The following is a 25,576-nucleotide window of genomic DNA, read 5'->3' as shown; positions in this document are numbered from 1 at the left end:
GAAGGTGATGAAGGAAGTAGAGATACGGGAAGCGAGCCCAGAGGACTATGAGGGAGAGAAGTACGAGTTCGTGTACAGATGGCTCTCGGATGTCTCCGAGTTCCTGTACTTCGCCCCAAGCGAGGACAGGATGGATGAGGACAGGGCAAGATTTCTGGAGCTTTTGAGGTCGGGCAGGGTTATCGTCGCCGTGGCTGGAGATGGGAGGGTTGTAGGACAGTGCTCGCTGATAAGGCTCAACTCCCCCAAGCTGTCCCACGTGGCCAATGTTGGCATAGCCGTGGCCAGAGAATACCAGAGGATGGGCATCGGCAGGGCTCTGCTCGAGAAGGCTGAGGAAGTGACGAGGTCAGAGGGCATCAAAAAGATAGAGGTGGAGGTTGTTGAGGAGAACATTCCATCCCTCTCACTCTTCCGAAAAATGGGCTACCATGAGGAGGGCGTGAGGAAGAAAAAGTTCAACCACAGGGGAAAGCTCATCAACGTCGTGTTGCTCGGGAAGTTTCTCTGAAACGACTTGTCGAGTGGCTACCAAAAAATTCATAAACACTCCTGTCGGTGTTCAGATCGTCTTTCTTCGAGGGCCCGTGGCTCAGCCTGGTTAGAGCGTGCGCCTGATAAGCGCAAGGTCCGGGGTTCAAACCCCCGCGGGCCCATATTTCTGATTTTTGTACAATTCTCAATCTGCGAATCCCTGAAAGGCCCTTGGCGGCTATCAAAAAGCAACATAAAAATCCCTGCAGAGCAGGATGCTTTACCATCAACCTCCCAAAATTTCAACCTCAAGCTCCAAAAAGCGCCCTATAATCTCAAAGTCTCTGTCCAGAGTTAGTAGCTTCTCGTTCTCTCTTATCGCAATTGCCGAAATCATGATGTCGGCATCATTAATCTCAAGCCCGTTCTCCCTCAGCTTAGCCCAGATTCTGGCAGATATTTCCGAGTCCCTTTGAGTGAAGGGCAGAATTTCAATTTCGCTGAGAAGAGCAGCTATCTGATTCCACTCGTAATCTCTGCCTTTTTTGAGCATGAGATAAAGCGCACCTCTCTGCAGCTCGTATGCCGTGATGGATGTAATTCTGATGCTCTCACTTATTCTGGCGCTCAACTCCTCGAAGAAGTCTCTGTCCCTGAGGATCCTGATGAGTGCAGAAGTGTCAAGTATCAATGTCCCTCACCCTGAACCTTTTCCTCTCTTCCATCACAATCCTTTCAAGCTCATCATCCTCAAGGACTCCAGCATATCTTTCGAGAATCTCCAGTCCATTCTTTCTTCTCTCCTCGATGAGCCTGAGTATAACATCAGAAAACGACTCCTTACCCCTCTTCAACCTCTGAAGCTTCTCGTAAACCTCATCCCTCACCATGATGTTTTTCATGTATGAATGTATGTATGAAAATTTAAAAGCCTGCCGATCATTAAAAGATTTTTGCACTATGCACCAAAAACTCAGCCACCAATCAATTTACTAACCTCAGCAAACTCAACACTTACTTTGACCCCGTACTCCTCCTCCACGTTACGTGCAAGCCTCTTAACATCAATAGAAGGCTTCTTTTCAGTTCCAAAGACGAGCAGAAGCTCCACATCTCCTTCAGACTTTGCTCTGTAAACCGACGCAGCCTTTACAAGCTTGTCAAGTGCATCTCTCACAGCTTCCTCCGTGGTGTCGAAGAGAACCTCAATTAGCACAACACCGCGTTCAGTGGCCATTACACCATCAAGAACAGTTTTGCCCACATTCACCATTCTCTTTATGATGGTCCCGTATTTTCGCTCCAAGTATCTCAGCACCACTTCTTCCATCCCGATCGTCTCAAGACTTGCTCTTCCATTTCTGAGCGCCGCTACTCCAGGTTTCAACAGATTCTTGCTAAAGGGCAGTTCTTTCAGGTAGTCAAAGTAACTCTTTGCCCCTTCTCCACCACGCAATATTGCTGCAAGCTTCAGAAGAAAGTCAGACTTGGTCACACCCGTTGCAACTATAAAGATCACTGCCAGATAAACGGTAACATCCCCGGCCAAAAGAGAGAGGGAGACGAGAAGAATTATGCTGGCAATTTTAACGGGCCTCGACATGTCCAGATCTCTTACGAATAAAGCCAGCACAAGTATTACGACGCCAAAATAAAACCCGACCATGCCAGCAACATCAGGCCTGCCAAGCACTTGTAAGATGTTGTTGATCATACCACCTAAATGTCCATGATAAAATTACTTAAATGTTTACAAAAACATATCCAAAATCCTCAATTCTTCCGAGCTGCTTTCACAACCATCTCCCCCACCCTGCCAAACGTGATTAGAGCGAGCAGAGCAAAAAGGTAGACTGTAGGCAGATATGGGTAGAGCAGACAGAAAACCATCACGAGAAACACCCTCTCATCTCTCTTCCCCGGAACTCTCACCCTGATCTTCCTGTAGATGCTCTCTCCAAAATCCGCCCTGTATTTCTCAGCCACGTAGCTCACCATGAACGAGCCAAAGATTGCGAGCATGGCCACAAAGAACTCCTGAGGAGTTCTCAGCGTGGCATAGGCCAGAATGGAGAGAAAGAGGAAGTCCACCACCCTGTCGAGGATGGAGTCCACCCACCCTCCGATTTTCAACGTCTTCATCGCCACCCTCGCGATCTCACCATCCACCCCGTCGAGGATTGAGCTTAGCTGGTATATCAGTCCGGCAAGGGGGATGCTGACAAGCACGGAAAGGGACGAGATAACTCCCACGAGGAATGAGAGGAGCGTGGCGTGGTTTGGGGAGATCCTGTTTACCAGCATCCTCGAGATCCTCGTGGAGATCTTCCTGTTGATGTGCTTTGAAATGAAGCCGTCCTCACCCTTTACGGCGAGGCTGAACAGAGCCTTTTCTGCCCTTCTCACGTCATCGGGAGTGTCCACATCCATCCAGAGCCTTCCATCCACGCGATGGATCTTCAGTCCTGCCCTCTTCACGATCTCGGACAGCTCGACAGCTTCCCGCTCTCTCACGAGCTCTTCCGCGTGATCGAAGATGGAGTCGTCCAGAACGAAAAAGCCAGTATCAACGCAGCAGAAATCTTTCAGGTGCTTCCCTATGTCCCTCACCCTGCCATCCTCAACCACAACCTTCGTCGCCTCATCAAGGCTCACGTACCTCGGCTCCCCATCGCAGACCAGACCTTCCCCCTTCAGAGCCTCCCTCACGAAGTCCTCGCCGAAAACGTGGTCACCCATCGCGAGGACAAACCTTCCGGACACGTGATTTCTGGCGAGATACAGGGAGTAGCCGTTTCCCCTCTCAGGAGAATCGTTGACCACCAGCCTGTAATTAACCCCGATCCTTTGCAAAAACTCCTCTATAGCCTCTTTGTTTTTACGATTAACGACGATCACGAATTCGTCAATTCCATGAGTTCTGAGGAGTGTGATCGTCCTGTAGAGGATCTCCCTCCCGCCCACCTTGACGAGGGGCTTTATCCTGCCCCTCATTCTCGTGGCGAGTCCCGAACAGAGCAGGACCGCCCTCATGTTTGAAAATTTTCAGCTTGCGGCAGAAATAGTTAATCGTCCTTTCGGGAAAAATAGCAATCGTTAAATATCATCTAAGCAGACTGCTCTTAAAAAATAACGGTGTCTGAGATGATAGAAGTTGAGATTATTTCTGGCAGAACCATTGATCAGGGCAAAACGGTCGAGGAAAAGCTTTCCGACGCGTATTTCAAGGCCGTCAGCTACTGCGAGATCAACGAGGAGGACTTCAGAAAGCTCGGTCTCAAGGATGGAGACAGGGTGAAGGTGAAGACCGAGTTCGGAGAGGTTGTGGTCTTCGCGAGAGTTGGAGAAGTGCCGAAGGGGGTTGTTTTCATCCCGATGGGTCCGTATGCGAATCAGGTCATCGCAGACGACACTGACGGCACTGGAATGCCGAGGTTCAAGGGAGTAAGGGGGACTGTAGAGAAAACGGACGAGAGTGTAAAGTCGGTAAAGGAGCTTTTAGGGGTGGAGTGAATGGCGTACGCAATCTGCACGTTTTGTGGAAACGTTTGCGATGACGTGGAGTTTGACGTGAACACGCAGAAGGGGAAGAAGCTCTGCGCCCTCGGGCTTGCTAAGTTCAGGGAGAAGGAGAGGATCAAGAGCCCGATGGTAGATGGAAAGGAAGTGAGCTACGAGGAGGCGATCGAAAAGGCCGTGGAAATTCTCGTTTCTGCGAAAAAGCCTCTGCTCTACGGGTGGGCCTCGACTGTGAACGAGGCGATAAGGTACGGGGTGCTGCTGACCGAGAAGGTCAGGGGCGTTTACGACCAGTGCGCGAGCGTCTGCCACGCTCCGGGAACGCTCGCGGTGATAGAGGAGGGAATCCCCGGCGGATCTCTCGGAGCCGTCAAGAACAGGGCGGACATGGTGATATTCTGGGGCAGCAACCCGCTTGAAGCTCACCCAAGACATCCGACGAGGTACAGCGTGATGGCCAAGGGATTCCTGATAAAGAACAGGAAGGACAGGAAAGTGGTTGTTGTTGATGTCAGGAAGACCAAGTCGGCGAGCATGGCGGACAAGTTCATCCAGATAAGGCCCGGCTACGACTACGCGATAATCTCAGCCCTTAGAGCGCTTGCCAAGGGAGAGGACATCGAGGCTGACGAGGTCGGAGGTGTTCCGAAGGAGGAGCTTGCGGAGCTTGCCGAGGAGATGAAGAGTGCGAAGTACGGAGTGATATTCTACGGTCTCGGAGTCACCCAGTCGAGGGGGAGGGACAGGAACGTTGAGAACGCTGTCAAGCTCATCCAGCTCCTGAACAGGTACACGAGGTGGATAATCTGGCCGATGAGAGGACACTACAACGTCGTCGGGGCAGGAGAGGTGCCGGCGTGGGAGGTTGGATACCAGTACGGGATCGACTTCAGCCGCGGGTATCCGAGGTTCTCCCCTGCAGAGTTCTCAGCGGTCGAGATGCTCCTCAGAAGGGACTGTGATGCGATGCTGGTGGTTTCAAGCGATCCCGCAGCCCACTTCCCGAGAAAGGCTGTTGAGCACATGAAGAAGATCCCCGTGATACAGATCGACCCGTTCCCCAACATGACAACCTTACTGTCCAACGTTGTGATTCCTTCGGCAGTTGCAGGCATAGAGGCCGAGGGCAACGTCTACAGGATGGACGGGATTGTGCTGAGAGTTAAGAAGCTTGTTGACTCGCAATACTGGAGCGACGAGAAGATCCTGCACGAGATGCTGAAAATTGTAGAAGAGAAGCTCGAAGGGTGATGAAAATGCTCTGGATTAAGAACGGAATTGTTATCGATCCCAAGAACGGGATTGACGGAGAGAAGATGGACATCTTCGTCAAAGATGGAAAGATCGTTGAGGAGAGCGAGGTTAACAAGAACGAGTGTCAGGTAATTGACGCTAACAACAAGCTCGTTCTTGCCGGCGGAGTTGACATGCACGCTCACATAGCTGGAAGCAAGATCAACACTGGCAGAACCATGAGGCCCGAGGAGATGAGGATTGTCAGACAGACTGCAGGCAAGCTCAGGGCCTCGATGGGCAGGGTTCTGCTCACATCCCCAGCAATCGGTTATGAGTACGCGAAGATCGGTTACACGACAGCCGTTGAGGCTGCAAGCCCGCCGATAGGCAGCCCCCACACCCACGAGGAGCTTGACGCCATCCCGGTTGTTGACAAGGCGGCCCTTCCTGTCTTCGGGAACTGGCACCCGGTCTTCAAGTTCACCGCCGAGAAGGACAGGGAGAAGCTGAAGGCGTTCATAGCATGGGCCCTCGAGAGGACGAAGGGATTCGGAGTCAAGGTCGTGAACCCGGGTGGGGTTGAGGCCTGGATGTACGGCGGAAACGTGAGGAGCTTGGATGACGAGGTGCCCAACTTTGGCGTTACGCCGAGGGAGATCATCACCGAGCTTGTGAAGGCGAACGAGGAGCTGAACCTCCCCCACTCGGTCCACCTCCACTGCAACAACCTGGGAGTTCCGGGCAACTACCAGACGACCATAGAGACTATGAAACTCGTCTCCGGGATGAAGAACGACGACAGGCAGGTTCTTCACGTAACGCACGTCCAGTTCAACGCATATGCGGGAAGCTCGTGGAGGGATGTGGCGAGCGGAGCTGAAGAAATTGCTAAGGTCGTGAACTCGATGGACAACGTCACCATAGACATGGGACAGCCGATCTTCGGCCACGCAACGGCAATGACAGGAGACGCTCCGTTCCAGTTCACGCTTCACAAGCTCACGGGAGCGAGGTGGAGCAACAAGGACAGCGAGATTGAGGGTGGAGCTGGCATAGTGCCGATAGTTTACCTGCCAAAGAACCCTGTGCACGCTTTACAGTGGGCAATCGGCCTCGAGCTTGGCCTGCTCGTAGACAGCGACAAGGTCGTGCTCTCCACAGATTATCCAAACGGAGGGCCCTACACCGAATATCCCTACATAATGGCGATGCTGATGAGCAAGAGGATGAGGGAGAAGGAGCTTGAGAGGGTCAGCCCGTACGTGCAGAAGGCGACGAGCCTCGCAGCAATTGACGTGGAGAAGACATTGTACGAGGTCGTGCAGATGACCAGAAGTCTGCCCGCGAGAGTCCTCGGGCTCGAGAACAAGGGCCACCTCGGTGTTGGGGCTGATGCCGACATAGCGATCTACAACATCAACCCGGCAGAGGTTGACCCGTCTGCCCAGTACGATGTGATAAACGCGGAGTTCAGAAGGCCCGTTTACACAATCAAGGGCGGAGAGGTAGTTGTCAGAGACGGTGCGATTGTGGCAGAGACGTGGGGCAGGACATACTGGGTTGACGCAAGGAAGAAGGTGGACATGCAGGCAATAGACGAGGATCTGAACAGCTTCTTCGAGTATTACAGCGTAGAGAGGAGGAACTACGGTGTTGATGACTACTGGATGAGGAGTCCCGAGAGGCTGGAGGTGAACTGAAATGCTCATCCTGAAGCCGAAGTTCGAGTTTGAGGTTAGCGTCGAGGCAGAGCTTACGCCAGATCTTGCCGAGAAGGGCCTCGAGGAGATCAGGAGCTTTAAGGTCTGGTACGGGAAGCTCGAGAAGAGCCTCGAGGAGCTTTTCGAGATAGAGATGCAGGGAGACGAGAAGAAGCTCGTGCTCGACGGAGACTTCTCAAAGGTCAAGTGGATAGGTGCAGGAATGAGCGAGGGAGAGATAGTCGTGAAGGGCAACGTCGGAGCAAACTGCGGTGCGTACATGAAGGGCGGAAGGATCGTGATCGAGGGGAACGCTGACGACTGGCTCGGAGCTGAGATGAAGGATGGAGAGATAGTGGTGAAGGGGAACGCGAAGAACCTGATAGGCTGCGCGTACTACGGAGACGTCACGGGAATGCAGGGTGGAGGGATAACAATTGAAGGAAATGCGGGCAACTACATTGGAGAGAAGATGGCCGGAGGAGTGATAGAGATAAAGGGCTCCGCAGGAGACTTCATCGGTACAGAGATGAAGGGCGGAGAGATCGTGATCCACGGAGACTGCGGATTCGTTGGCGGAGATATGAAAGGAGGCATAATAAAGATAGGGGGCAACTTCGACCTTCTGCCGACCTTCAGAAAGGCCGAGGACGGCTGGGTTGGAGACGTTCTCGTCAACGGAGAGGGGAAGATAGTCAAAATCTGATTTCCTCCACTATTTTTCTTGCCGCAACTACAGACAGGTGGCTTGTGAAGTTGGGCAGGTAGTTCTTCAGCTTTTCCGCGTCCACCTCGATTTCTGGCAGTGTGGCCTGATTCTCGCCCACCTCCACAACTCTTACGTTTCTGCCCTCAGCCCATGCTTTTATGCCCATCTGAATCCCCTTGGACTCTCCCTTGCCATAGAAAACCACGGCATTCCCATTCCTCTCTGGAGGCGTGTACTTCTCGAGGATCCTGAACAGCACACCATCATCCTTCTCCCTCACCCTGCAGGAGTTCAGCCTGAGCATGAACACAGGCTCGGGAGGGAGCTTGGCTGACAGAGGTGGGGAGATCGCATACACAAAGTCAGCGGAGCTGCTGAGACTGAGCAATGCTCCGAGGGAGTGTCCGACCGCATAAACCTTCCCGTACTCTTCCCTAAGCACCTCAATAGCTCCTTCAACGTCGGCGAGGACGTTCTCGTCCAGAGGGTTCGGGTTGTCGCCGTGGCCTCTAAGGTCGATGGCGAAGACATCAGCCCCCTTTTCCGCAAGTTCGTAAGAAAAGCCGAGCCACTCGGATTTTGAGGAAGAATATCCGTGGACAACGAGCACAGCCCTTTCTTTCCCAGCAGAAACGTGGAAGGCCGGAACCTCCAGACCGTCTTTACTCTCAAAAACCCTTCTGATAACCTCCATGAAAGAAAGTGGAAAACGAAAAAGAAAAAGGTTGTGTTTCACTCCGTTACAATCTGATAGCTCTTCAGCAACACCTCAGCGTTCAGCTTTCCGTGAACGTAGGTCTTTCCGGTCGACTTGTCGTTTATGACTATCTGGGCGGGAGCGAAGAGGTGCGGGTCTATCTTGTAGAAGTCGTAGTTGGCTGCCTTGAATATCTCGTAGAACGGCTTTCCGTAGTCCCTGCTGGTGTTGCTCGGCACGTTCTTCAGGATCTCGTCGTACTCTGTGACCGTGAGGTAAACGCTTCCGTAGTACATCATGCTGTCGTTCGTCGCACCCATCGCCTTCAGGTCGTCCTCAAGGATCGGAGCGATGGGGCACTTGCCCGCGCCATACAGAATCTTCTTGGGGTCGTAGCCAATCTCGGCCATCTTGTAAATGCCCGTCTCGACTATTCTGCCCGAGATCTGCACGCTTCCAACTATGCTGGCAGTTGGAGCGACGACGGCGTAAACGTTGGACGGCTCAACGTCACACTCCTTGGCGATGTACTCGATCACCTTCTCGTCGGGCAGCTTGCTCGCCTCGAGGGCTATGACAGCATAGTCGGCATCGTCCTCGTACTCGATCTGCTCGTACGTCTTCTTGGGCTTCAGCGCGAGTGCCCTCGCTGGCCCGCTGCCCATTGCGAAGTACTTGTCCACGCTTATTGCCCACCCAGCCTTCTGGCTGCCGAGGCAGGCTATTGCCGGGTGATCCGTGTACTCGGTTATGAACGCGAACGGAATGTCGTTGACGTGGTCCACGACGATGTCGACGCTCGCGAGACCACCCATGCAGATCTCGGTATACATTATTCCCGCGTTGTAGCTTCCGGGAACGTTTACACCGCAGTCAATTACCGTAGCTCCGTTCTCAAGCTTCTTGGACTCAATTCTCAGCTCCTCCTCAAAATCGAGCATGTCCTCAACAATGTCCAAGGCCATCTCGTTTATGCTTACCAAATTAACCACCTCCGAGAATTTTTGGAAAGTGAAGGGTTTAAAGGTTGTGTTTTTGTTCGACCTCCCTTATGAAGTTGTCCACCATGATCTCGCACAGCCTGTTGTGCTCCTCTATCTTGTCAGCGCTCTCGTCGATTATGCTCTCCGGAACGCCTTCAGTGGTCTTTACCCACTTCTCTATGAGCTCGAGGGTCATCTCGAGGTGGAACTGAATGCCAACCGCCTCTCCAGCCCTGAACCCCTGATTTCTCACCTCATCTCCGGTGAATATCAGCCTGGCACCGTCCGGCAGGTCGAAGGTGTCACCGTGCCACTGGAACACCTCTATCCTCTCCGGAAATCCATCGAAAAGCGGGTCATCATCGACCCTGTTTACGTAAAACCAGCCGATCTCCTTCTTGAACGGGTAGACCCTTTTCCCGAAAGCTCCTGCTATTAGCTGGGCCCCGAGGCATATTCCGAGAATCGGCTTTCTCTCGGCCTCCCTCCTGATGAGCTCCATCTCCCACTTCAGAAACGGATACTTCTCCGCCTCGTAAACACCCATTGGGCCGCCGAGGATAATGTACGCGTCTCCATCCTCCTTTCTCTCACCGTTCCACGCCTCAACGTACTCGTACTCAACGCCCTTCTGAGCGAAGAGTTCCTCGATGTACCCGAGCCCCTCAGCCCTGTGGTTCTTTATCGCGAGAATTTTCATGGTCTGATTTACCGGTGGCACAAATATAAAGATAGCCCCGAAAAACTTTACAGGTTCAGCTTATAGGGTTTGTTCAGTAATAGAGCTGCCAAAGTCCCATCTCCTCCATAAACGGGATCTAAAAGGAGTTAAGCTCCTACATTAGCGTAAAATCTTAAGATAACCATTATTCAGGCACCAACAAAAGTAATTTAATAACCAGTCCAAAAACAGAAATCCTGTGAAATTCTCCATCACGGCCGAGGATGGCATGGCGAGAAGAGGAGTCCTGAAGGTAAACGGGAAGAGGCTCGATACTCCCGCTTTCATACCTGTGGCAACGCTGGCAAGTGTGAGGGGACTGGACGGAAGGGATCTTAAGGAGATGGGAGTTCAGGCCGTGATCGCCAACACCTACCACCTCCACATGAAGCCGGGAGACGAGCTGATAAGGGAGTACGGGGGAATACACAGGTTCATGAGCTTTGACGGAATAGTGATGAGCGATTCAGGAGGATTTCAGGCCTTCTCTCTCGGCTTCGGAAAGGAGCATGGCGTGGGAAAGATCGCCAACAACATATTCCTCGAGGGGCTCAGAGAGGTGGAGTTCAGGGGGGAGAGATGGGCCTACGTTGATGATGATGGCGTTACGTTCAGAGACCCGCTCTACAGCCGGAAGGTTCGGCTCACGCCGGAAAGGAGCATGGAGATTCAGTCAAACCTCGGAAGCGACATAATCTTCGCCTTCGACGAGTGTACCTCTCCGCTCTCAGACTATGAATACACGAAGAAGGCAATGGAGAGAACCCACAGGTGGGCGCTGAGGTGCCTGGAGAGCTACGACAGAAGGCAGAAGATCTTCGGAATAGTACAGGGCGGGGAGTACAAGGATCTCAGAGTGGCATCGGCCAGATTCATCTCCTCCCTGCCATTTGATGGCTTCGGGATAGGAGGATCGCTGGGGAAGAGCAAGAGGGACATGCTGAACATCCTCGAGTGGGTCATTCCCGAGCTCGACCCTGAAAGGCCGAGGCACCTCCTCGGAATAGGCGGGATAGACGACATATTCGAGTCGGTTGAGAGGGGAATGGACACATTCGACTGCGTGACTCCAACGAGGTGGGCGAGGAGAGGTGTTGTGTTCATATCCCCCGAGAGCGGTGGGAGCAGGAGAAACAAGTTCAGGATCCACATCAAGAGGAGCGAGTTCAGGCTGGATCACGGGCCGATAGACCAGAGCTGCGACTGCTTCGTCTGCCAGACGTACTCAAAGGCCTACCTGAGGCACCTATTCAAGGCCAACGAGCTGACGTTCTTCAGACTCGCATCCTACCACAACGTCCCCTTCATGATGCGGCTGATGGAGCGGATAAGAGAGAGCATTGAGAGCGGAGCCTTTCAGGAGCTGAAGAGGAAGTGGTTAGGCCAGTAGTCTGCACAGCCTTCTGACCCTCTCAACATCCACCTCCCCTCGCTTCTTGAAGTAGCTGCCCACTATGAAGGCGTCGGCATATTTGGAGAACTCGAGGATGTTTCTGTCGTTAACACCGCTCCCAATGAGCACAGGCATGGAAAAGAGCTCTCTGAAAAGCCTCACGTCGTCAAGGCTCGGCGGGCTTCCGGTCGATGCACCTGTCACGATCACGGCATCTGCGAAGCTTCGCTCAATGTTCTCCGCATAGTCCTCCAAGCTCGCCAGATGGACAGCGTGCTTAACACCCACGTCCACGAAGACCATGGCCCTGAGGTCTATGGCCCGCATGAATCTCGCCAGTTCTCCAGCAACCGGCCTCGATACGCCCTCTGGCATGAGGGACGGGAATATGGCCTGATTCACCCTGATGAAGTCCGCCCTTACGGCCTTGGCTATAGCTGCGGCGGCAATGGCGTCGTTTCTGAGAACATTCACGCCGATTGGTAACGAGACTTCCCTCATTACCTCCTTAATCACGGCGGTCATGCACGCGACCGTCTCCTTGCCTGCCTCCATCAGAAAAGGCGCATCCCCAAAGTTCTCGACCAGTATGGCGGAAACTCCTCCCTCCTCAAGCCTGACCGCATTCCTGACTGCGTGCTCGATAACCTCGTCAAAGCTCGAATACAGCGGGCTTCCGGGAAGGGGTTTGAGGTGCAGAACGCCGATTATCATTCAACCAGCTTCTTGCCCTCCTCAGTTATCACGTACATCCCTTTCTCCGGAGAGTCGATCAGCCCCTTCTTCCTGAGCGGCGCGAGCCTGCAGGACACCTTCGACGTGGGAACTCCAATCTTCTCGGCAATCTCCTTCGACTTCGCGGGCCTTCCAAGCTCCGCAAGCGCCTTGAGAATTGCCCTGTTCATGTCCTCCGCCATATGGAACAGTATTCTTCAGAAGAATATAAAGGTTGTTTTGGTTTTCCAGACTTTAGAACCATTTCATAGAATCAACGGTGATGTCAATTTGTCAATAGAATATTTCTTAGCCCTTTTTGTTAACCATAATCAGAAACTGTACCACCTGCTATAATGTAAAGGTATTTATTATTCAGAATTATATTTTTGTGACTTTTACTCAAAATAATATATTAGCTAAATGATACCTGTTCTGTTCCGCTACATTTATAAAGTAGCAAACTAGATTTTTACCATGTCTTTAAAGAAATATCTTTCAATTAGTTTACCTACAACAATCATCTTGTTAATTATAGCAATTTTTGGAGGGTGGCCGACTGAAATTGGAGCTGTCTTGTTGCTACTGGCTCTTGTTCAGGGTTTGTTCTGGAACTTTATCAAATACACATAAAATTTTTCTTGGAAATTCTCCTGAGCCAAAATAAGAAGGAAGACTGCAAGAGGTTTTTGGATGAAAATACTGGAGATCTCAACATAACGGACTTTTCCCTGCACTCCATTGGTGTAATCCTTTTCAGATATGGTAAAGAAGTTCGTTGAGGACATTATGCTCAACACCAAGCTTATTTCACTGCCACTCGAGTTGTACGAGGATGTCATCAATGCAAGAAAAAGTCTGAATCTGGATTTTGATGATGCCTACCAGTACAGCGTGGCAAAACATTACGGATTGAAAATAGTAACAATGGACAGAGACTTCGAAAAGGTGAGAGATGTGGAGGTTCAATTCTTGTAGTGCTTCTCTCAACCGCACACATATCCCCGAGCGTTTCCAAAAACCCTTTATATACTTCTATCGTTCCTTCAGCTCATGAGCAAGGTTGTCCTCTGCTACTCCGGAGGTCTCGACACGACCGTCTGTATTCCCCTGCTCAAGGAGAGGTACGGATTCGAGGAGGTCATCACTGTCACGGTGGATATAGGCCAGCCCGAGGAGGAAGTGAGGAAGGCCGAGGAGAGGGGTAAGAAGTACGCGGACAAGCACTACACAGTCGATGCGAGAGATGAGTTCGTTCAGGCTCTTTTCCAGCTCATAAAGGCAAATGGAGATTATGAAGGATATGTGCTCGGAACCGCGCTGGCAAGGCCGATAATCGCGAGGAAGGTTGCCGAGATAGCGATAAAGGAGAATGCCGAGGCCGTGGCTCATGGAGCGACTGGAAAGGGTAACGACCAGCTAAGGTTCGACAACGTCTTTTACGAATACGACCTCAAGGTCATCGCCCCGATGAGGGAGCTCAACCTCACGAGAGAGTGGGAGATAGAGTACGCGCTCAAGAACGGGATAGACATCCCTGTGACCAAGGACAAGCCGTGGAGCATTGACGAGAACATATGGAGCAGGAGCGTGGAGGGAGGGAAGCTCGAGGATCCGTCCTACATCCCTCCGGAGGATATATACGAGTGGACGAAGGGTGGGGCTGAGGGAGAGGAGATAATAAAGATTGACTTCGAAAGGGGGATTCCCGTTGCGATAAATGACGAGAGGATGGACGGCTTCGAGCTCATAAGGGAGCTGAACAGGATAGGCGGTTTGCACAAGATAGGCAGGACGGACATGATGGAGGACAGGGTTCTCGGCCTGAAGGCGAGGGAGAACTACGAGCATCCTGCCGCCACGATACTCCTGACCGCTCACAGAGACCTTGAGAAGCTCGTCCTCAGCAGGAGGGAGCTGAAGTTCAAGAGGTTTGTGGAGGAGGAGTGGGCCGAGCTCGTCTACTACGGCCTGACGAACGACCCCCTATTCGACGCGCTCAACGCGTTCATCGACAAGACTCAGGAGAGGGTCACGGGCTGGGTGAAGCTGAAGCTCGGCGACGGCCATGTCATGCCAGTCGCGAGGTATTCAGAGTACGCACTCTACAGCGAGGAGCTCACATCTTTCGACTCCCTCGCAATAGACCAGTCAATGGCTGAGGGATTCTCGCTGTTCCACGGGCTTCAGGGAAGAATATACAGGAGAATCGTCAGGAAAAGGGATTAGATGTCTACAACGACGAACGCGTACCACTCCCCATCTCTTTTCTCAACCCGGAAGTTGTGAAGGGTTATCGCCTTGGGCTCGAGCTTCACCTTTTCTGGAGAGAGTCTGTCTCCCAGAATCCTGCCCCTTGCCACCAGCCTCTCTCCCTCCTCAACCTCCACCTCCACAGACCTGCCTGCAAAGTGCTCTGTGTCGAACAGGTAGAGCAGCTCGTTGAGCCACGCGAAGAGCAGGTAGTCAGGGCTGTCCTCCTCAACCACAAGCTCCCTTTCAACCTCCTCAGAGAGAAGCTCCTGAAACGTGAACGCCTCGTAGAATGCGAGAGATGCATCCCTCAAAAGCTCGGACAGGCTGCTGGCCTTAACCTCGAAGGCTATGTCTGCGGTGTGATCGAGAAACCTGTACATGTCAATGGGTGGACGGCAGGAAATTAAAAATGTTGGGAGGTTCACTGATCTTCGGTGGTGAAATGATATCCAGGCTCAGCTTCAGGGGCTGCAACTGCTACCTGATCGAGAGTGAGGGGAAGAGGTACCTCGTCGACACGGGCACTCCCGGAAACCTGAAGAGGGCGAGGGAGCAGATAGACAGCATAGACGGAATAATCATAACCCACGGTCACTACGACCACTGCGGGAGCGCTGTGGAGATAGCCGACCATTTCTCCTGTAAAATATACGCCCACAGGGACGAGCACCCGTACCTTGAGGGGAAAGCGGATTTCAAATTCGAGGGGTTCGTGGGGAACTTCATAAAGAGGCTTGAGAGGCTGAGGCCGATGGAGCACTTCAGGGCACATGACGTGGAGTCCCTCAACCTGAACATCGTGCACCTCCCCGGCCACACCCCGGGGAGCATAGGGATCGTCGTTGGCAAGGAGATGCTGTGCGGCGATCTGCTGAGGGTTGGCAGGAAGTACATTATGGCAGGCGAGACCGTTGTTAAGCCGTCGTCCCGAAACTTCAACTGGAATCAGGAGAAGTACATCGAGAGTTTGAAGAGGTTTGCCCAGCTCGATGTCGAGGTCATACACCCCGGCCACGGAGAGAGCGTGAGGATCGACAGGAGTCTCATCAACGAGATCATCAAGAGACTCGAGAGATGAGGTGGGAGGAGTTCAGGAGGAGGAGACTTCAGGAGTACGCGAGCGCGGAGATTGACCAGTGGATCAGGCAGATAACCGACACCATAAACTCCAGCGAGGACTTCGTCACGCTATCAAGCTGCGCTGGGAGGATTGCAGTTATGGACATGCCAGAGTTTGGAGACAAAAAGGGCTCAGTTTTCCTCGGAAAGTGGCACAGCCCTCCGCCATTTCAGGAGGTTGTGAGGGCAATCAGCGCCGGGAGGGGGGAGGTGTGGTTCATGATGAACCCTCCCATAATCCATGTGGCCTGCAGAGATCCCGAGATTGCCTTCAGGCTTCTTGACGTCTGCAAACGAGCAGGATTCAGGAGGGCAGGAGTGATCTCTGGCAAGAAAAACGTTGTGGAGATAGCGGGTCAGGAGAGGGTGGAGTTTCTGGTCGCGAGAAACGGGGAGATCATCGCCGATGAGAGGGTTCTGGTGGAGAATTTCAGGGAGAGCGTGGACAAGCTGAAGAAGAGCAGGGAAAGGTTTAGGAGGTTCGAAGATGAGTTCAGATCAGCCTTTCTATCTCGCTGATGTTCGCGTCAACCTCCACCGGCGTTCCTGAAACCCTCATGACCTCCTCGGGATCCTTCAGCAGGTTTCCTGTTGCTATGCAGACGACCGTATCGAAGTCGGAGTCCTCCTTGAGAAGGCCCGCGAGGCTCGACGCGCTTGCAGGCTCCACGCCTATGCCCTGCTTTGCGAGCATCTTCTGAGCACTGACGATCTCCTCATCGCTCACCTGAAGCACCTTCCCCTTTGAGGAGTAAACGGCTCTGAGAGCTTTTCTCGCGTTTACGGGTGCACCAATCCTTATGGCCGTGGCGATTGTCTCGGGGTTCTCGACCGGCTCGATGCTGTCCTTTCCCTCAACAAATGCCCTGTATATGGGGTTAGCACCCTCCGCCTGCACCCCGATCATTTTCGGGATCTCATCAATGTATCCCGCCTCCCTCAGCTCCAAGAACCCCTTGTAGATCGCGGAGATGTTCCCTGCATTCCCAACGGGCACGAAGACCGCATCAGGGGCATGACCGAGCTGATCGACTATCTCGAACGCAATCGTCTTCTGCCCCTCGAGCCTGAAAGGGTTGACTGAGTTCAGCAGATAAAGACCCTTCCTCTCACTGATCTCTCTCACGAGCTTCAGAGCCACATCAAAATTTCCCCTGATCGCTATAACCCTTGCCCCGTGCATCATCGCCTGCGCGAGCTTTCCGAGAGCAACCTTGCCGGAGGGGAGCAGGACATACGCCCTTAGCCCGGCTCTCGCAGAGTACATTGCCATGGACGCGGAGGTGTTCCCTGTCGACGCGCAGGCAACGCTCTTCATCCCAAGCTCCAGCGCCTTAGTCACGCCAACGGTCATCCCCCTGTCCTTGAACGACCCCGAGGGATTCAGACCCTCGTGCTTGACAAAAACTCTTGCATCGACATCAACATCAACGGGATACAGAGGTGTTCCACCCTCAAACAGGGTTACGGGTTCTATCCTGACGGGCAGCAGGCTTCGATACTTCCAGAGCGTGACGTTGTTTCCGTCGAGCCTGAAGTCCGCGTTGCTGACATCAAAAACGACCTCAAGGAGCCCACCACATTTGGGACAGGTGTAGATCAGCTCGTTCTCAAAATTCTCCCCACACTCGATGCACCGAAGAAGATACATAAAAAGTGGAAAAAAGAGAACTTTATAAAGCTACTCCTTTGACTTGGGCGGCCACTGCTTCTCCAGCCAGCCCTTGATCCTTCCGGAGTCCATCGGGCCAACCAGCACGGTCCAGCCCGTCTCGTCCTCTATCGCACCCTGAAGCCTCGCAGCAAGTCCGGGGATTATCAGGTACCTGTGGTTGACCTTCTCCTCCACGCCAGTCTCCTTGATCAGGTCCTTGACCTTCGCTGCGGTGAACTGTCCACCAGCAACGCTGACCTCAACTCCCAGACCCTCTGTGTCGAGGACGAGCAGCCATCCCTTGATGTTGTTGCTCGTCAGATCGCTCTCAACTGTATAGTAGGTGAGGGCGAAGTTTGTGGTGATGAACACCGGATCGTCCGGGCCGGGGTTGTTGATCTCCCTGAGGCCGGGCTCGACCTGAACCGGGGTTCTGGGGTCGGTGTAGATGTTGTACCTCAGGATAACGGAGGGCATGACAGTGTACTGCTCGAGGTTCCTGAAGATCATAACGTCGGCATACTTGACTATGAACGTTGCTGCTATGACCGTCTCCCAGTATCCCTTCGTCACCTCATCTCCGTCAATCAGCCACGCGGCTATGGGCGTGATCATTATCGGATAGGCCACATCCTTATCTTCGCCGAGGATTGCAGTCCTCCTGAGCTGCACGACCCTCTCAAACGTCGCTTTCAGCCCTTCACCAACAGGCTCTGTGACAGGGTCGAGGACTATGTCGCTCACCCCGCTCTCCTTGAATGTCTTGGCCATGCTCTTCAGCGTGTTGAGATCCTTGCTCCTCAGTGTTACGGGAACCTTGAACTCGAGCGCAAGTTCAAGGAACTCCCTCCAGTTGTCCTTTGTTGCAGCGTATATCAGCGGCCTCTGATCGGCAACCTCCTCGAGCGCAGCCCTCATGCACTCGGGATTGAGGGCCACGAGGATCATGGGCTTTCCATACTCTGCAACCTTCTTCACGGCCTTCCTGAACTTCTCCGGGTCGTTGGATGTGCATCTTACCGCAATTCCCTCGAGGGTTATGAAGTCACCGACGTAGAACTTCCTGTACTCGACGACCCTGCTGCACCTCTCGTCAATCTGGGCCTCATCCATCGTGTCCCAGACGTCGAAGAAGAAGGCGGTCGGGTTGAAGTAAGTGAGCTCGTGCCTGTGGAGGACGTCCTCTCCACCGATCTTGACCGCGTTGTCGCCAACACCTATGATTACCTCGGCGATCTCCGGTGAGGTGAGGGCGATCAGCTCTTTGAGCTTCTTCTCGAACTTCTTGTCCTTCTTGGCGTTCTCGACGAGCGGCGGGCAATCCGTTGGCTTCACGTTCCTGTCAATGATCTGGGCTGCAAAGCTCATGCACGTGTCGTAGCCACACTCACCGCAGTTCGTCTGCGGAAGGAACTTGTAAACCTCAAGCGGGCTCTTTACCTTCATCTCATCACACCTCCATCGTTATCCAGTCATCAACGTTGTCTATGCTGTCCTTTATCGTGCCGTAGAGCATGCCCATCCACTCCTTGAGCACGGCAACAGCTCCGGGGTGCATCATCATGAAGAGGTCCACTCCGGCAAGAGCAAGGGTCATTCCTGTCACAATCTCCCAGATCGGACCTCTCAGCTCCCTCGGACCCCACGGTGTGTCTCCCTCTATCGGCGAGTCGATCATCCATGCCTCTCTCGCACCCCAGGCATTGGTCGTACCGCTCGATATCGGGAAGTTGAGGTCCTGATCGCCCCTCAAGCCAGAGATCCTGATTCTCTCCATGTTGGTGAACGCGTAGTCAAGGCCGTAGCCAAGAGCTGCGGTTGTCGGATCCATGACGAGGCTGTTCCTGTCTATCCCAACCCTCTTGAGCAGATACCTGTTGAGGGTCTTCTGGTTGTTGATGTCCATCTGGGTCCAGCTCAGAATGACGTGGCCATACTTCTTCGCAGCGTTGCCGATCCTCTCCCAGTCCATGTCGAGGGTTGCGCTGGCGAGCATGACCCTCTCGCCCTCAGCAACCTCGGCAGCCTTCTCAAGAACCTCCGGATCCTTCTCCTTGTTTCCTGAACCTCCGATGATGAGCGGAACCTTGACAGCCTGCAGAACCTCCTCAACAACCTTCACCGCCTCACTCGCGGGAGTGTCTTCGAGCAGCGGGTCGGTGCTGATGAGGTGCAGCGTCACGAGATCTGCGCCAAAGTCCTTCACCGCCTTCCTCGCCCACTCTGCCGGGTCGTCAAGCACGTCCTCGTAGTGCTCTCTGACCGCTTTCGCGAGCATTGGCCTCCTGTCGAAGATGTCAATGGCGACCACGGGCATGTTCGGATTCTCGGCGTCGAAGAGGTAGAACGCAAGGCTCCTCTCTCCGCCGATGGTCACGGTCGTCTCTCTCGTGCCCCCGTCAGCCTTCGTGGCACCGAGGGTGACCTCCTCTATGACGCCCGGGTACTCGGCCTTGTACGGCTCGAACTTCGCCTCTATCAGCTTCTCGGGGATCTTGAACTTGGGCACTTCAAGCGGCTTTGCCTCAGGAACCGCTGGCTGAACTGCAGCGGGCTGCTGAATCGCTGGTGCTCCAAGCGGCATCTGGATTCCGAGAGCGGCAGATAGTCTCTGCAGATACGTCAGAGCCATGTTCGTGTGGTATATGAAGTTTCCAAACTCCTGAATGAGCTGCGTGTATCCTGCCAGAGCCGCAAGGGCCTGAATCAGGTTCGCGTCAACACCGCTACCGGGTTCAACCTCAATTTCGAGGTCTCCTTCGATTCTTACCCCTTCAAGCTCCTCCACATTGTACTTCTTCAGCGTCTCAAAAAATTCCTCAAGCGTGAACTTCTTTGCCATCTCCACACCTCCAAAAATTATTTAGTAACGGACTCAGCATGAAGCTCAACAATCATATCGGCAATTTTCTTGGCCTTCTGGTAGTACTCAGAGGTCTCGGGTAGGTTTATCACCGGCTCACCCCTGAGGTCGAGCTCAGCAATCGTTTCGTCGTAGGGCAGGAAGTCGAGGACCTTCATCCCTATCTCGTCTGCAAACCTCCGTATCACGTCTTCAGCCTCCTTGTTGGCTATCCTGTTCCCCACGAGGAAAATGTCCTTGAAGCCAAGATCCAGCTCCTCACTCAGCTCCTTTATCCTCTTTGCAGTTGCAAGCCCCTTCTTGGACATGTCAGTAACCACGATTATGTAGTCCGCGCTGTCTATGGTCTTCCTGCTGAAGTGCTCCAGTCCGGCCTCGCTGTCGATGATTATGTAGTCGTAGTGCCTCATCAACCTCCTGAGCACGCCCCTCAGAAGGTTGTTAGCATAACAGTAGCAACCCTCGCCCTCAGGCCTTCCCATGACTATCAGGTCGAAGGTGTCGCACTCGCATATCGCCTCTCCGTAGATCTTCCCCTCGAGCCACTGCTCCTTGTTGGTTGACCCCATCTCGTCCCTGCTTACCTGAAAAACCTCTCTGATGTCGCCGAGCGTCTTCTCCACCAGCTCGGCAACTCCAAGCGCATCTGGAAGATTGCTGTCAGGGTCTGCATCAACGGCAAGCACGCTGGTAGTTCTCTGAGAAATAAAATGGATTAAAAGGGCGGAAAGTATGGTCTTGCCCGTTCCTCCCTTGCCAGTCACTGCAACTACTGTCATGGCTACTCCTCAATTATCATCTCGCTTATTCTGATTTCCGCGCCCTTAAGGGTGATTTTAATAAATTTTGGCTCCTCCTGCTTCTTCTTCTCCTTCTCCGCCATTACTTTCCACCCTTCTTCTCCTCGCTCTTCACTATGACCTTGTCGATGTAGATCTTGGCGTCCTTGATTATCAGCTTTATTCCAGCAGTGGCTGGCTGGGCCGGAACCTGAATCTGCGGCATCTGGAACGCTGGAAGCTGTGGCATCTGCATCGGCATTGCCATCTGGGCTGGCTGCACCTGCTGGACTGCTGGCTGCTCTGCAGCAGCTGGTGCCTCCTCGACCGCAGCCTCCTCAGCGACGGCCTCTTCCTCGGCCTCCTCCTCTTCCTCAACCCATCCCTCGGTGATCTTCTTGCCGTCAACCGGCCTCACAACACCAGTAACGACGGGGTGGTTGACCTTCTTCAGGAACTCCTTGAGTTCTTCGATCGTCCTCGCCTCCTCCTCGGTTGCGATCTTGTCCCTGACGTCCTCGGGTATGTACTTCTCGACCCTCTGCTTGAGATCCTTTGGCATCCAGACGGTCCTGTACCAGCCACCGTCGGCCTGTATGAACTTCTTGCTCCTGAAGTAGCTTATACCGATGCCCAAGAAACCGATGACCTGCTTTCCTCCACCGGTCTGCCCGGCCATCGTCGAGAAGGTGAGCCCGTTAGGTGCCGGCTCGGGATATCCTCTGTGGACCCAGCCAATTCCGTCAACCTCTGGCATGTAGAAGCCGATGACCTCGAAGCATCCGCACGAGGTGTGCGGGTACTCGAAGAAGCTGTGGAGCTTTATCCTGTCGTACTCTCCACCGCTCTCCTCCTTGGCGAACTCGTTAACTCCGGAGTACTCTCCGCCAATCGGATCAATGACGTCGCCCTTCGGAATGGCCTTGTTCGGTCCCTCCGGGTCAACCCTCGCCGCAGCCCTGCCGTCGAACCAGCTTATGGCACCGCAGAGAGATGGCCTGTCAGGGCTGACGACGCAGACGTTCGTTGGAGCGAAGCTTTGGCAGAGCGTGCATGAGTAGAACTCGTCCACATCCTCGTCGTGCAGGCTCTCAACCCTCGCGTCTCTCTCATCGTAGATCGGCATCGCGACCTCGTTGAGCACCTTTTCGACGAGATCCTTGTCGGTTATGTAAACGGCCTCGATCTTCTCGATGAACGGAAGCTCGTTCTTGAAGAGCATCATCGTGGCCTTGGCGATCTGAATGAGACTCTTGAGGCCCTTCTTCACGGCACCCTTGCTGATCCTGATCCAGATGTCGTATCTCTGGTTCAGGTGCATGTAGCCCTCGATGTAGTTCTGGAAGTCGTGGTTCCTCCTCTCAATCACAGGCTCGAGGTCCTGCTCCACCTGGCTGCCGGCGATGTAGTAGATCATCGCGTACGGATAGGCCTTGCCCTCCTCCATCTCGTCGAGGTCCGGGCCGACGAGCGTGACCTTCATGTCCTCTACCTGATCCTCCGGCAGGGCAAGAACGAGCTCGAAGCCCGGCTGGGACGTGCCGCCAAGCTCTACGTACATGTCGCCCTTCCTGACCCTCTCTCCCTCGTACATCGGGGAGATGTCAAACGGAAACTCTGCCTCCTCACCAACGCTCTCCTTAATCTTAGCACCTTCCGGAATCTCAATCCTCTTCCTCTCAACCATCATAATCACCTCCTCTAAAGACCGTTCAAAACCTCCTCAAGCATCTGATAGTGCATCTCCTTATTTGCGGTAAGGTTCGTGAAGCTGAACTTCGCATGAGGCTGATAGAACTCGTCGAGGCTTATCGTCGTTATCTTCGAGAAGTGCTTCAGGGCAGAGAGCATTCTGGAGAGGTAGTAGGGCAGGAAGCCGAGGTAGAGCACGACGTCGTAGTTGCCCTTGCCATCAAAGCCCTGCCACTCCTCGTCGAGCATGAACTGGGTCACGTAGTGCAGCGGGAACACTATGGACTGGGGCTTCACACCCCTCTCAATGAGGGGCTTGCTCGATCCGCCAGTGGCGATTATTGGAATGCCCTTCTCGTAGAACTTCACCGCGTACTCTACAAGCTTCTCCTCCTTGAGCAGCTTTCCACCCGTGACGAGCACGGGGTGCTTGGCCTTCTTGACCAGATTTACAACCACGCTCGGCTTTACGGGCGTGGCGTCCCTGCTTACCTGAATGTCTGCAACCTGATACCTTCTTGCCACGGGATACTTCTCCTCCTTCTTAACCGCCATCAGTTACACCTCCGAAAAAATTTACTGTGGGGGCTTTTCGCCCGCATACTTCTCGTAAACCTCCTCAACGAGCGTCGGGTTGAATCCAGCATCAAAGCCCCTGATCGGTCCCTCAAGGATCTTCTTCTTGCTCCAGTCGATCTTCCAGCCGTACTCGCTCTCGAGTATGTGGAGCAGCTCGTCCTTCATCTTCAGCGGCAGATCGGCCTCGCTCCTGACGTAGAGGTACCAGTCGTCAGGCAGCGCACCAAGGTACTTCTGGCTGAGCTCCAGATAGTGGGTCAGCTTGATCTGCCTTCCGAGGCTCGTGTCGTTCGGCCTTATGGCGAGCCTCGCCAGCTGGACTATGGCCTCCTCCTTGGTCTCGACGGCAACCAGCAGTGAGTCCGGAGCGGGCTCGATGTTCACTTTGCTCTTGGTCTTGATGTCGTACACCCACCACTCCTCCGGCTTGTAGTACCTGCCGATGTACGCCCTCCTGTACTTGGTGCCGTGCGGTCCAACAACCACAGGCACTCCGAGCCTGTTGAACCCCGTTGCGATGCTCGCAGCCTTGTGGCTGTACGGTCCCCAGCTGAATCCGACCGCACCAACTCTGTTGAAGACGTAGTCGGCGATCTCGGCGTAGTTGCCCCTCAGCGGCCTCATGGCGAATATGCTGGCGATCTTTATCGCCGCACCGCTTATGTGGCTGTTGGAGACACAGCTACCCACGTTGACGAGGCCGCCTGCATCGAAGCTTCCCGAGTACTTCTCGTAGAGGGTCTGACCGTCCTCGTCCTTGGTCATGCCGATTTCCATCGCGTGACATCCGGAGGTGACGACGATGTACTTCCTCCTGAGGAACTCCTCGAGGATTACCTTCAGGTCGCTCGCGTAGTCCGGGTAGTTGGGGCATCCAACTGCCGCAATCACACCCGGAATCTGACCCATGACGATCGGCTGACCGACGTTCCTGATTTCGGTGTCCTGCACTGGGCCCCTTCCGACCCTCGTCTTGCCGGTCCTGTTGTAGAGCTGATCGAATCCGGCGGACATTATCACGTTTATGATCTTGATGTTCTTCGGACACGCCTGCTCACACTTGCCGCACGAGATGCACCTCTCCTGGAGGTCGGCGAGCTTGCTGAGGTCCTTGGTCTTCTGGGCGTGCGCCATTCCCTGGTCGATCCTCAGGTTGTGCGGGCAGGTGAACACACAGTTCATGCACTGCGTACACTTGTTGATCTCGTTCCACATGTCCTCCTCGGTGGCGAAGAACCTGTACTTCCTGTCTCCACCGTGCTTCTTGAACATCGCCTCTGCAACAAGCGGCGCGACCTGTCCGACCTTCTCAGGATCGGGCAGGAACACACCCGGAAGCTTCCCGCTGACAAGGGCATCAACAATCTTGTCAACCGGCCAGTCGCTGACGTCCGGCAGTCCCCTTACCGCAGCATCGCTCGTGGCTATGAGTGGAATGCCGACAGCCTTGCACGCCTCGAGCAGGTCCGCCCTGATGCACTGCTCATCGCTGACCATCACATCAGGCAGACCTGATCTTATAACCCTGAGCTCGTAGCTGAGCGGTCCGAAGATCTTGGTTTTAGCGTTCACCCTCGTCATGTCATGCGCGGTGCAGCAGAGGCCGGCGATCTCAAAGTCGTCAATCCTGCCCTGCTCCTCCAGATACTCCATTATCGGCCTGGAGTACATCACGTTGTGGCCAACAACAACGATGACGGGCTTGTTCTTGTCTATTATTCCAAAGCCCGTGTCCACAAGAGGCGTGTCCGGCTCAGCCTTGGGCAGGTTGAACGCGACAATCTGGGCGATGTCCGCGACCTCCATTCCGATGTGGTCCGCCATGCTGACGTGCAGGGCCTTGCTCTCGTAGTCGATGTAGCTCTCCTCGTTTCCGATGTGCACGGAGTGGAGAACCTTTACGATCTCCTTCTCAGCCCAGTCGAGGGCCTCTCTGAGGTCTCCGAGGGTTCTGGGCCTTATTCCAATTACCGTCCTTATGTTGGGCGCCTCAACATTCACGTCCGGGCCAAGATCAATCGGGGTATCCTCACCGTACTCCTCAATCAGGTGATCGAGGAGGTGCCTCGCATGAGCCGTGTGCGCGGAAGCACCAATACAGCACGCAATTGTGACGAGTCTGGCCTTCGCGGTCTTCAGGTCAATACCACACGCGCCCCTCTTGTTCATTGAAAGATCGCACGGCCCCATCGTACAGAGGTTGCAGTAGTCAGACATCGGGGCGTAGAACGGCTCAAACCTGTCGAGCAGCTTGTGGTCCCACTTCCTCAGCTCAAGTATTCCGGGCTTTGGCGTTGGCCCCATCGGCTCGTCCCATTCCTCTGCCTCGTCAATTACCTTCCCTATTTTTATGCTAACGTTCCGCATCTCGTCGATTGCGAACAAACCTTTTTTCAGTTCGAATGCCATACCATACCACCTCTTAAACCGAAAACCATATTTCCGTTATTTTTAACTCCAAAGTATATATTCGTTTCGGGCGTTTCTC

At 53.8% G+C, this 25,576-nt stretch carries 27 protein-coding genes and 1 tRNA gene; 11 read left to right on the top strand and 17 right to left on the bottom strand.

Going from position 1 to position 25,576, the window contains the following annotated elements:
- Nucleotides 1-7 precede the first annotated feature (7 nt).
- Both GAH_RS05770 and GAH_RS05765 read left to right on the top strand, forming a co-directional pair.
- Nucleotides 8-511: a GNAT family N-acetyltransferase gene (locus tag GAH_RS05770; protein ID WP_156967404.1), complete on the top strand. Its 504-nt coding sequence runs from the start codon at nucleotides 8-10 to the stop codon at nucleotides 509-511.
- A gap of 70 nt (nucleotides 512-581) precedes the next feature.
- Nucleotides 582-656, top strand: a tRNA-Ile gene (locus tag GAH_RS05765).
- 104 nt (nucleotides 657-760) lie between these two features.
- Here the strand turns inward: GAH_RS05765 and GAH_RS05760 are convergent.
- The 4 genes from GAH_RS05760 to GAH_RS05745 form a co-directional block, all read right to left on the bottom strand.
- Nucleotides 761-1,165: a type II toxin-antitoxin system VapC family toxin gene (locus GAH_RS05760; RefSeq protein ID WP_048095263.1), complete on the bottom strand. Its 405-nt coding sequence runs from the start codon at nucleotides 1,163-1,165 to the stop codon at nucleotides 761-763.
- On the bottom strand, nucleotides 1,155-1,376 hold the full coding sequence (locus tag GAH_RS05755; protein ID WP_048095262.1) for an antitoxin VapB family protein: 222 nt from the start codon (nucleotides 1,374-1,376) through the stop codon (nucleotides 1,155-1,157). The genes GAH_RS05760 and GAH_RS05755 overlap by 11 nt, the downstream gene beginning before the upstream one ends.
- 71 nt (nucleotides 1,377-1,447) lie before the next feature.
- Nucleotides 1,448-2,188: a hypothetical protein gene (locus GAH_RS05750; protein WP_048095260.1), complete on the bottom strand. Its 741-nt coding sequence runs from the start codon at nucleotides 2,186-2,188 to the stop codon at nucleotides 1,448-1,450.
- A 59-nt stretch (nucleotides 2,189-2,247) separates the two neighbouring features.
- Entirely contained in the window at nucleotides 2,248-3,507 is a 1,260-nt protein-coding gene (locus tag GAH_RS05745; protein ID WP_048095258.1) for a bifunctional L-myo-inositol-1-phosphate cytidylyltransferase/CDP-L-myo-inositol myo-inositolphosphotransferase, read from the bottom strand.
- Nucleotides 3,508-3,618: 111 nt separating this feature from the next.
- Here GAH_RS05745 and GAH_RS05740 point away from each other — a divergent pair, with 111 nt between their 5' ends.
- The 4 genes from GAH_RS05740 to GAH_RS05725 are packed head-to-tail and all read left to right on the top strand — an operon-like array spanning nucleotide 3,619 to nucleotide 7,635.
- On the top strand, nucleotides 3,619-3,987 hold the full coding sequence (locus tag GAH_RS05740) for a molybdopterin dinucleotide binding domain-containing protein (protein WP_048096782.1): 369 nt from the start codon (nucleotides 3,619-3,621) through the stop codon (nucleotides 3,985-3,987).
- Nucleotides 3,988-5,244 carry a formylmethanofuran dehydrogenase subunit B gene (locus tag GAH_RS05735; protein ID WP_048095256.1) on the top strand — a complete coding sequence of 419 codons (1,257 nt, stop codon included), beginning with the start codon at nucleotides 3,988-3,990 and terminating at the stop codon, nucleotides 5,242-5,244.
- 5 nt (nucleotides 5,245-5,249) lie between these two features.
- Nucleotides 5,250-6,929 carry a formylmethanofuran dehydrogenase subunit A gene (locus GAH_RS05730; protein ID WP_084632413.1) on the top strand — a complete coding sequence of 560 codons (1,680 nt, stop codon included), beginning with the start codon at nucleotides 5,250-5,252 and terminating at the stop codon, nucleotides 6,927-6,929.
- A 1-nt stretch (nucleotide 6,930) separates the two neighbouring features.
- On the top strand, nucleotides 6,931-7,635 hold the full coding sequence (locus GAH_RS05725) for a formylmethanofuran dehydrogenase subunit C (RefSeq protein ID WP_048095252.1): 705 nt from the start codon (nucleotides 6,931-6,933) through the stop codon (nucleotides 7,633-7,635).
- Here GAH_RS05725 and GAH_RS10350 read toward each other — a convergent pair.
- From GAH_RS10350 to GAH_RS05710, 3 genes are read right to left on the bottom strand one after another with little or no spacing between them, the layout of a single operon-like run.
- The gene (locus GAH_RS10350) at nucleotides 7,625-8,332 is read right to left on the bottom strand and encodes an alpha/beta hydrolase (RefSeq protein WP_052747778.1); all 708 of its coding nucleotides are present in this window, start codon (nucleotides 8,330-8,332) and stop codon (nucleotides 7,625-7,627) included. The genes GAH_RS05725 and GAH_RS10350 overlap by 11 nt on opposite strands.
- A 38-nt stretch (nucleotides 8,333-8,370) precedes the next feature.
- Nucleotides 8,371-9,318, bottom strand: coding sequence for a methenyltetrahydromethanopterin cyclohydrolase (mch, locus tag GAH_RS05715; protein WP_048096780.1), 948 nt, complete (start codon nucleotides 9,316-9,318; stop codon nucleotides 8,371-8,373).
- A 37-nt stretch (nucleotides 9,319-9,355) separates the two neighbouring features.
- Nucleotides 9,356-10,018 (bottom strand): type 1 glutamine amidotransferase, encoded by a 663-nt coding sequence (locus GAH_RS05710; protein ID WP_048095250.1) that lies wholly within the window; start codon nucleotides 10,016-10,018, stop codon nucleotides 9,356-9,358.
- A gap of 220 nt (nucleotides 10,019-10,238) precedes the next feature.
- Here GAH_RS05710 and tgt point away from each other — a divergent pair, with 220 nt between their 5' ends.
- Nucleotides 10,239-11,429, top strand: a complete 1,191-nt coding sequence (gene tgt / locus GAH_RS05705) for a tRNA guanosine(34) transglycosylase Tgt (RefSeq protein WP_245603981.1) — start codon at nucleotides 10,239-10,241, stop codon at nucleotides 11,427-11,429.
- On the opposite strand, the gene GAH_RS05700 is transcribed toward tgt, so the two are convergent.
- Together GAH_RS05700 and GAH_RS05695 are read right to left on the bottom strand one after the other, a co-directional pair.
- Nucleotides 11,418-12,146 (bottom strand): BtpA/SgcQ family protein, encoded by a 729-nt coding sequence (locus GAH_RS05700; RefSeq protein WP_048095249.1) that lies wholly within the window; start codon nucleotides 12,144-12,146, stop codon nucleotides 11,418-11,420. The two genes, tgt and GAH_RS05700, sit on opposite strands and share 12 nt — an antisense overlap.
- Nucleotides 12,143-12,349: an ArsR family transcriptional regulator gene (locus tag GAH_RS05695; RefSeq protein ID WP_048095247.1), complete on the bottom strand. Its 207-nt coding sequence runs from the start codon at nucleotides 12,347-12,349 to the stop codon at nucleotides 12,143-12,145. The genes GAH_RS05700 and GAH_RS05695 overlap by 4 nt, the downstream gene beginning before the upstream one ends.
- 559 nt (nucleotides 12,350-12,908) lie before the next feature.
- On the opposite strand from GAH_RS05695, the gene GAH_RS10880 reads away from it, so the two are divergent.
- Together GAH_RS10880 and GAH_RS05685 are read left to right on the top strand one after the other, a co-directional pair.
- Nucleotides 12,909-13,124: a type II toxin-antitoxin system VapC family toxin gene (locus GAH_RS10880; protein ID WP_218915460.1), complete on the top strand. Its 216-nt coding sequence runs from the start codon at nucleotides 12,909-12,911 to the stop codon at nucleotides 13,122-13,124.
- A 75-nt stretch (nucleotides 13,125-13,199) separates the two neighbouring features.
- The gene (locus tag GAH_RS05685; RefSeq protein WP_048095246.1) at nucleotides 13,200-14,375 is read left to right on the top strand and encodes an argininosuccinate synthase; all 1,176 of its coding nucleotides are present in this window, start codon (nucleotides 13,200-13,202) and stop codon (nucleotides 14,373-14,375) included.
- Here GAH_RS05685 and GAH_RS05680 read toward each other — a convergent pair.
- Nucleotides 14,372-14,782 (bottom strand): archease, encoded by a 411-nt coding sequence (locus tag GAH_RS05680; protein WP_048095245.1) that lies wholly within the window; start codon nucleotides 14,780-14,782, stop codon nucleotides 14,372-14,374. The two genes, GAH_RS05685 and GAH_RS05680, sit on opposite strands and share 4 nt — an antisense overlap.
- A 62-nt stretch (nucleotides 14,783-14,844) precedes the next feature.
- On the opposite strand from GAH_RS05680, the gene GAH_RS05675 reads away from it, so the two are divergent.
- Together GAH_RS05675 and GAH_RS05670 are read left to right on the top strand one after the other, a co-directional pair.
- On the top strand, nucleotides 14,845-15,480 hold the full coding sequence (locus GAH_RS05675) for an MBL fold metallo-hydrolase (RefSeq protein ID WP_048095244.1): 636 nt from the start codon (nucleotides 14,845-14,847) through the stop codon (nucleotides 15,478-15,480).
- Nucleotides 15,477-16,040, top strand: a complete 564-nt coding sequence (locus GAH_RS05670) for a tRNA-wybutosine modification methyltransferase TYW3 (protein WP_048095243.1) — start codon at nucleotides 15,477-15,479, stop codon at nucleotides 16,038-16,040. Before GAH_RS05675 ends, GAH_RS05670 begins: the two co-directional genes overlap by 4 nt.
- Here GAH_RS05670 and thrC read toward each other — a convergent pair.
- The 7 genes from thrC to cdhA all read right to left on the bottom strand — a co-directional run bounded on the left by thrC (nucleotide 16,015) and on the right by cdhA (nucleotide 25,497).
- Entirely contained in the window at nucleotides 16,015-17,172 is a 1,158-nt protein-coding gene (gene thrC, locus GAH_RS05665; protein ID WP_048095242.1) for a threonine synthase, read from the bottom strand. The two genes, GAH_RS05670 and thrC, sit on opposite strands and share 26 nt — an antisense overlap.
- A 30-nt stretch (nucleotides 17,173-17,202) precedes the next feature.
- Nucleotides 17,203-18,621, bottom strand: a complete 1,419-nt coding sequence (gene acsC / locus GAH_RS05660) for an acetyl-CoA decarbonylase/synthase complex subunit gamma (protein WP_048095241.1) — start codon at nucleotides 18,619-18,621, stop codon at nucleotides 17,203-17,205.
- A 4-nt stretch (nucleotides 18,622-18,625) separates the two neighbouring features.
- On the bottom strand, nucleotides 18,626-20,017 hold the full coding sequence (gene cdhD, locus GAH_RS05655; protein WP_048095239.1) for a CO dehydrogenase/acetyl-CoA synthase subunit delta: 1,392 nt from the start codon (nucleotides 20,015-20,017) through the stop codon (nucleotides 18,626-18,628).
- 17 nt (nucleotides 20,018-20,034) lie between these two features.
- On the bottom strand, nucleotides 20,035-20,817 hold the full coding sequence (locus GAH_RS05650) for an ATP-binding protein (RefSeq protein WP_048095237.1): 783 nt from the start codon (nucleotides 20,815-20,817) through the stop codon (nucleotides 20,035-20,037).
- Between the two features lie 103 nt (nucleotides 20,818-20,920).
- Nucleotides 20,921-22,504 carry a CO dehydrogenase/CO-methylating acetyl-CoA synthase complex subunit beta gene (gene cdhC / locus GAH_RS05645; protein WP_048096778.1) on the bottom strand — a complete coding sequence of 528 codons (1,584 nt, stop codon included), beginning with the start codon at nucleotides 22,502-22,504 and terminating at the stop codon, nucleotides 20,921-20,923.
- Between the two features lie 14 nt (nucleotides 22,505-22,518).
- On the bottom strand, nucleotides 22,519-23,064 hold the full coding sequence (gene cdhB, locus GAH_RS05640; RefSeq protein WP_048095236.1) for a CO dehydrogenase/acetyl-CoA synthase complex subunit epsilon: 546 nt from the start codon (nucleotides 23,062-23,064) through the stop codon (nucleotides 22,519-22,521).
- Nucleotides 23,065-23,085: 21 nt separating this feature from the next.
- Nucleotides 23,086-25,497 carry a CO dehydrogenase/acetyl-CoA synthase complex subunit alpha gene (gene cdhA / locus GAH_RS05635; protein WP_048095234.1) on the bottom strand — a complete coding sequence of 804 codons (2,412 nt, stop codon included), beginning with the start codon at nucleotides 25,495-25,497 and terminating at the stop codon, nucleotides 23,086-23,088.
- Between the last annotated feature and the right edge of the window lie 79 nt (nucleotides 25,498-25,576).

The organism is Geoglobus ahangari (assembly GCF_001006045.1).
GTDB classification, from domain to species: Archaea; Halobacteriota; Archaeoglobi; order Archaeoglobales; family Archaeoglobaceae; genus Geoglobus; species Geoglobus ahangari.
Note: the sequence above shows the minus strand (reverse complement) of the source record. Positions and strands in the feature narration are given on the sequence as shown.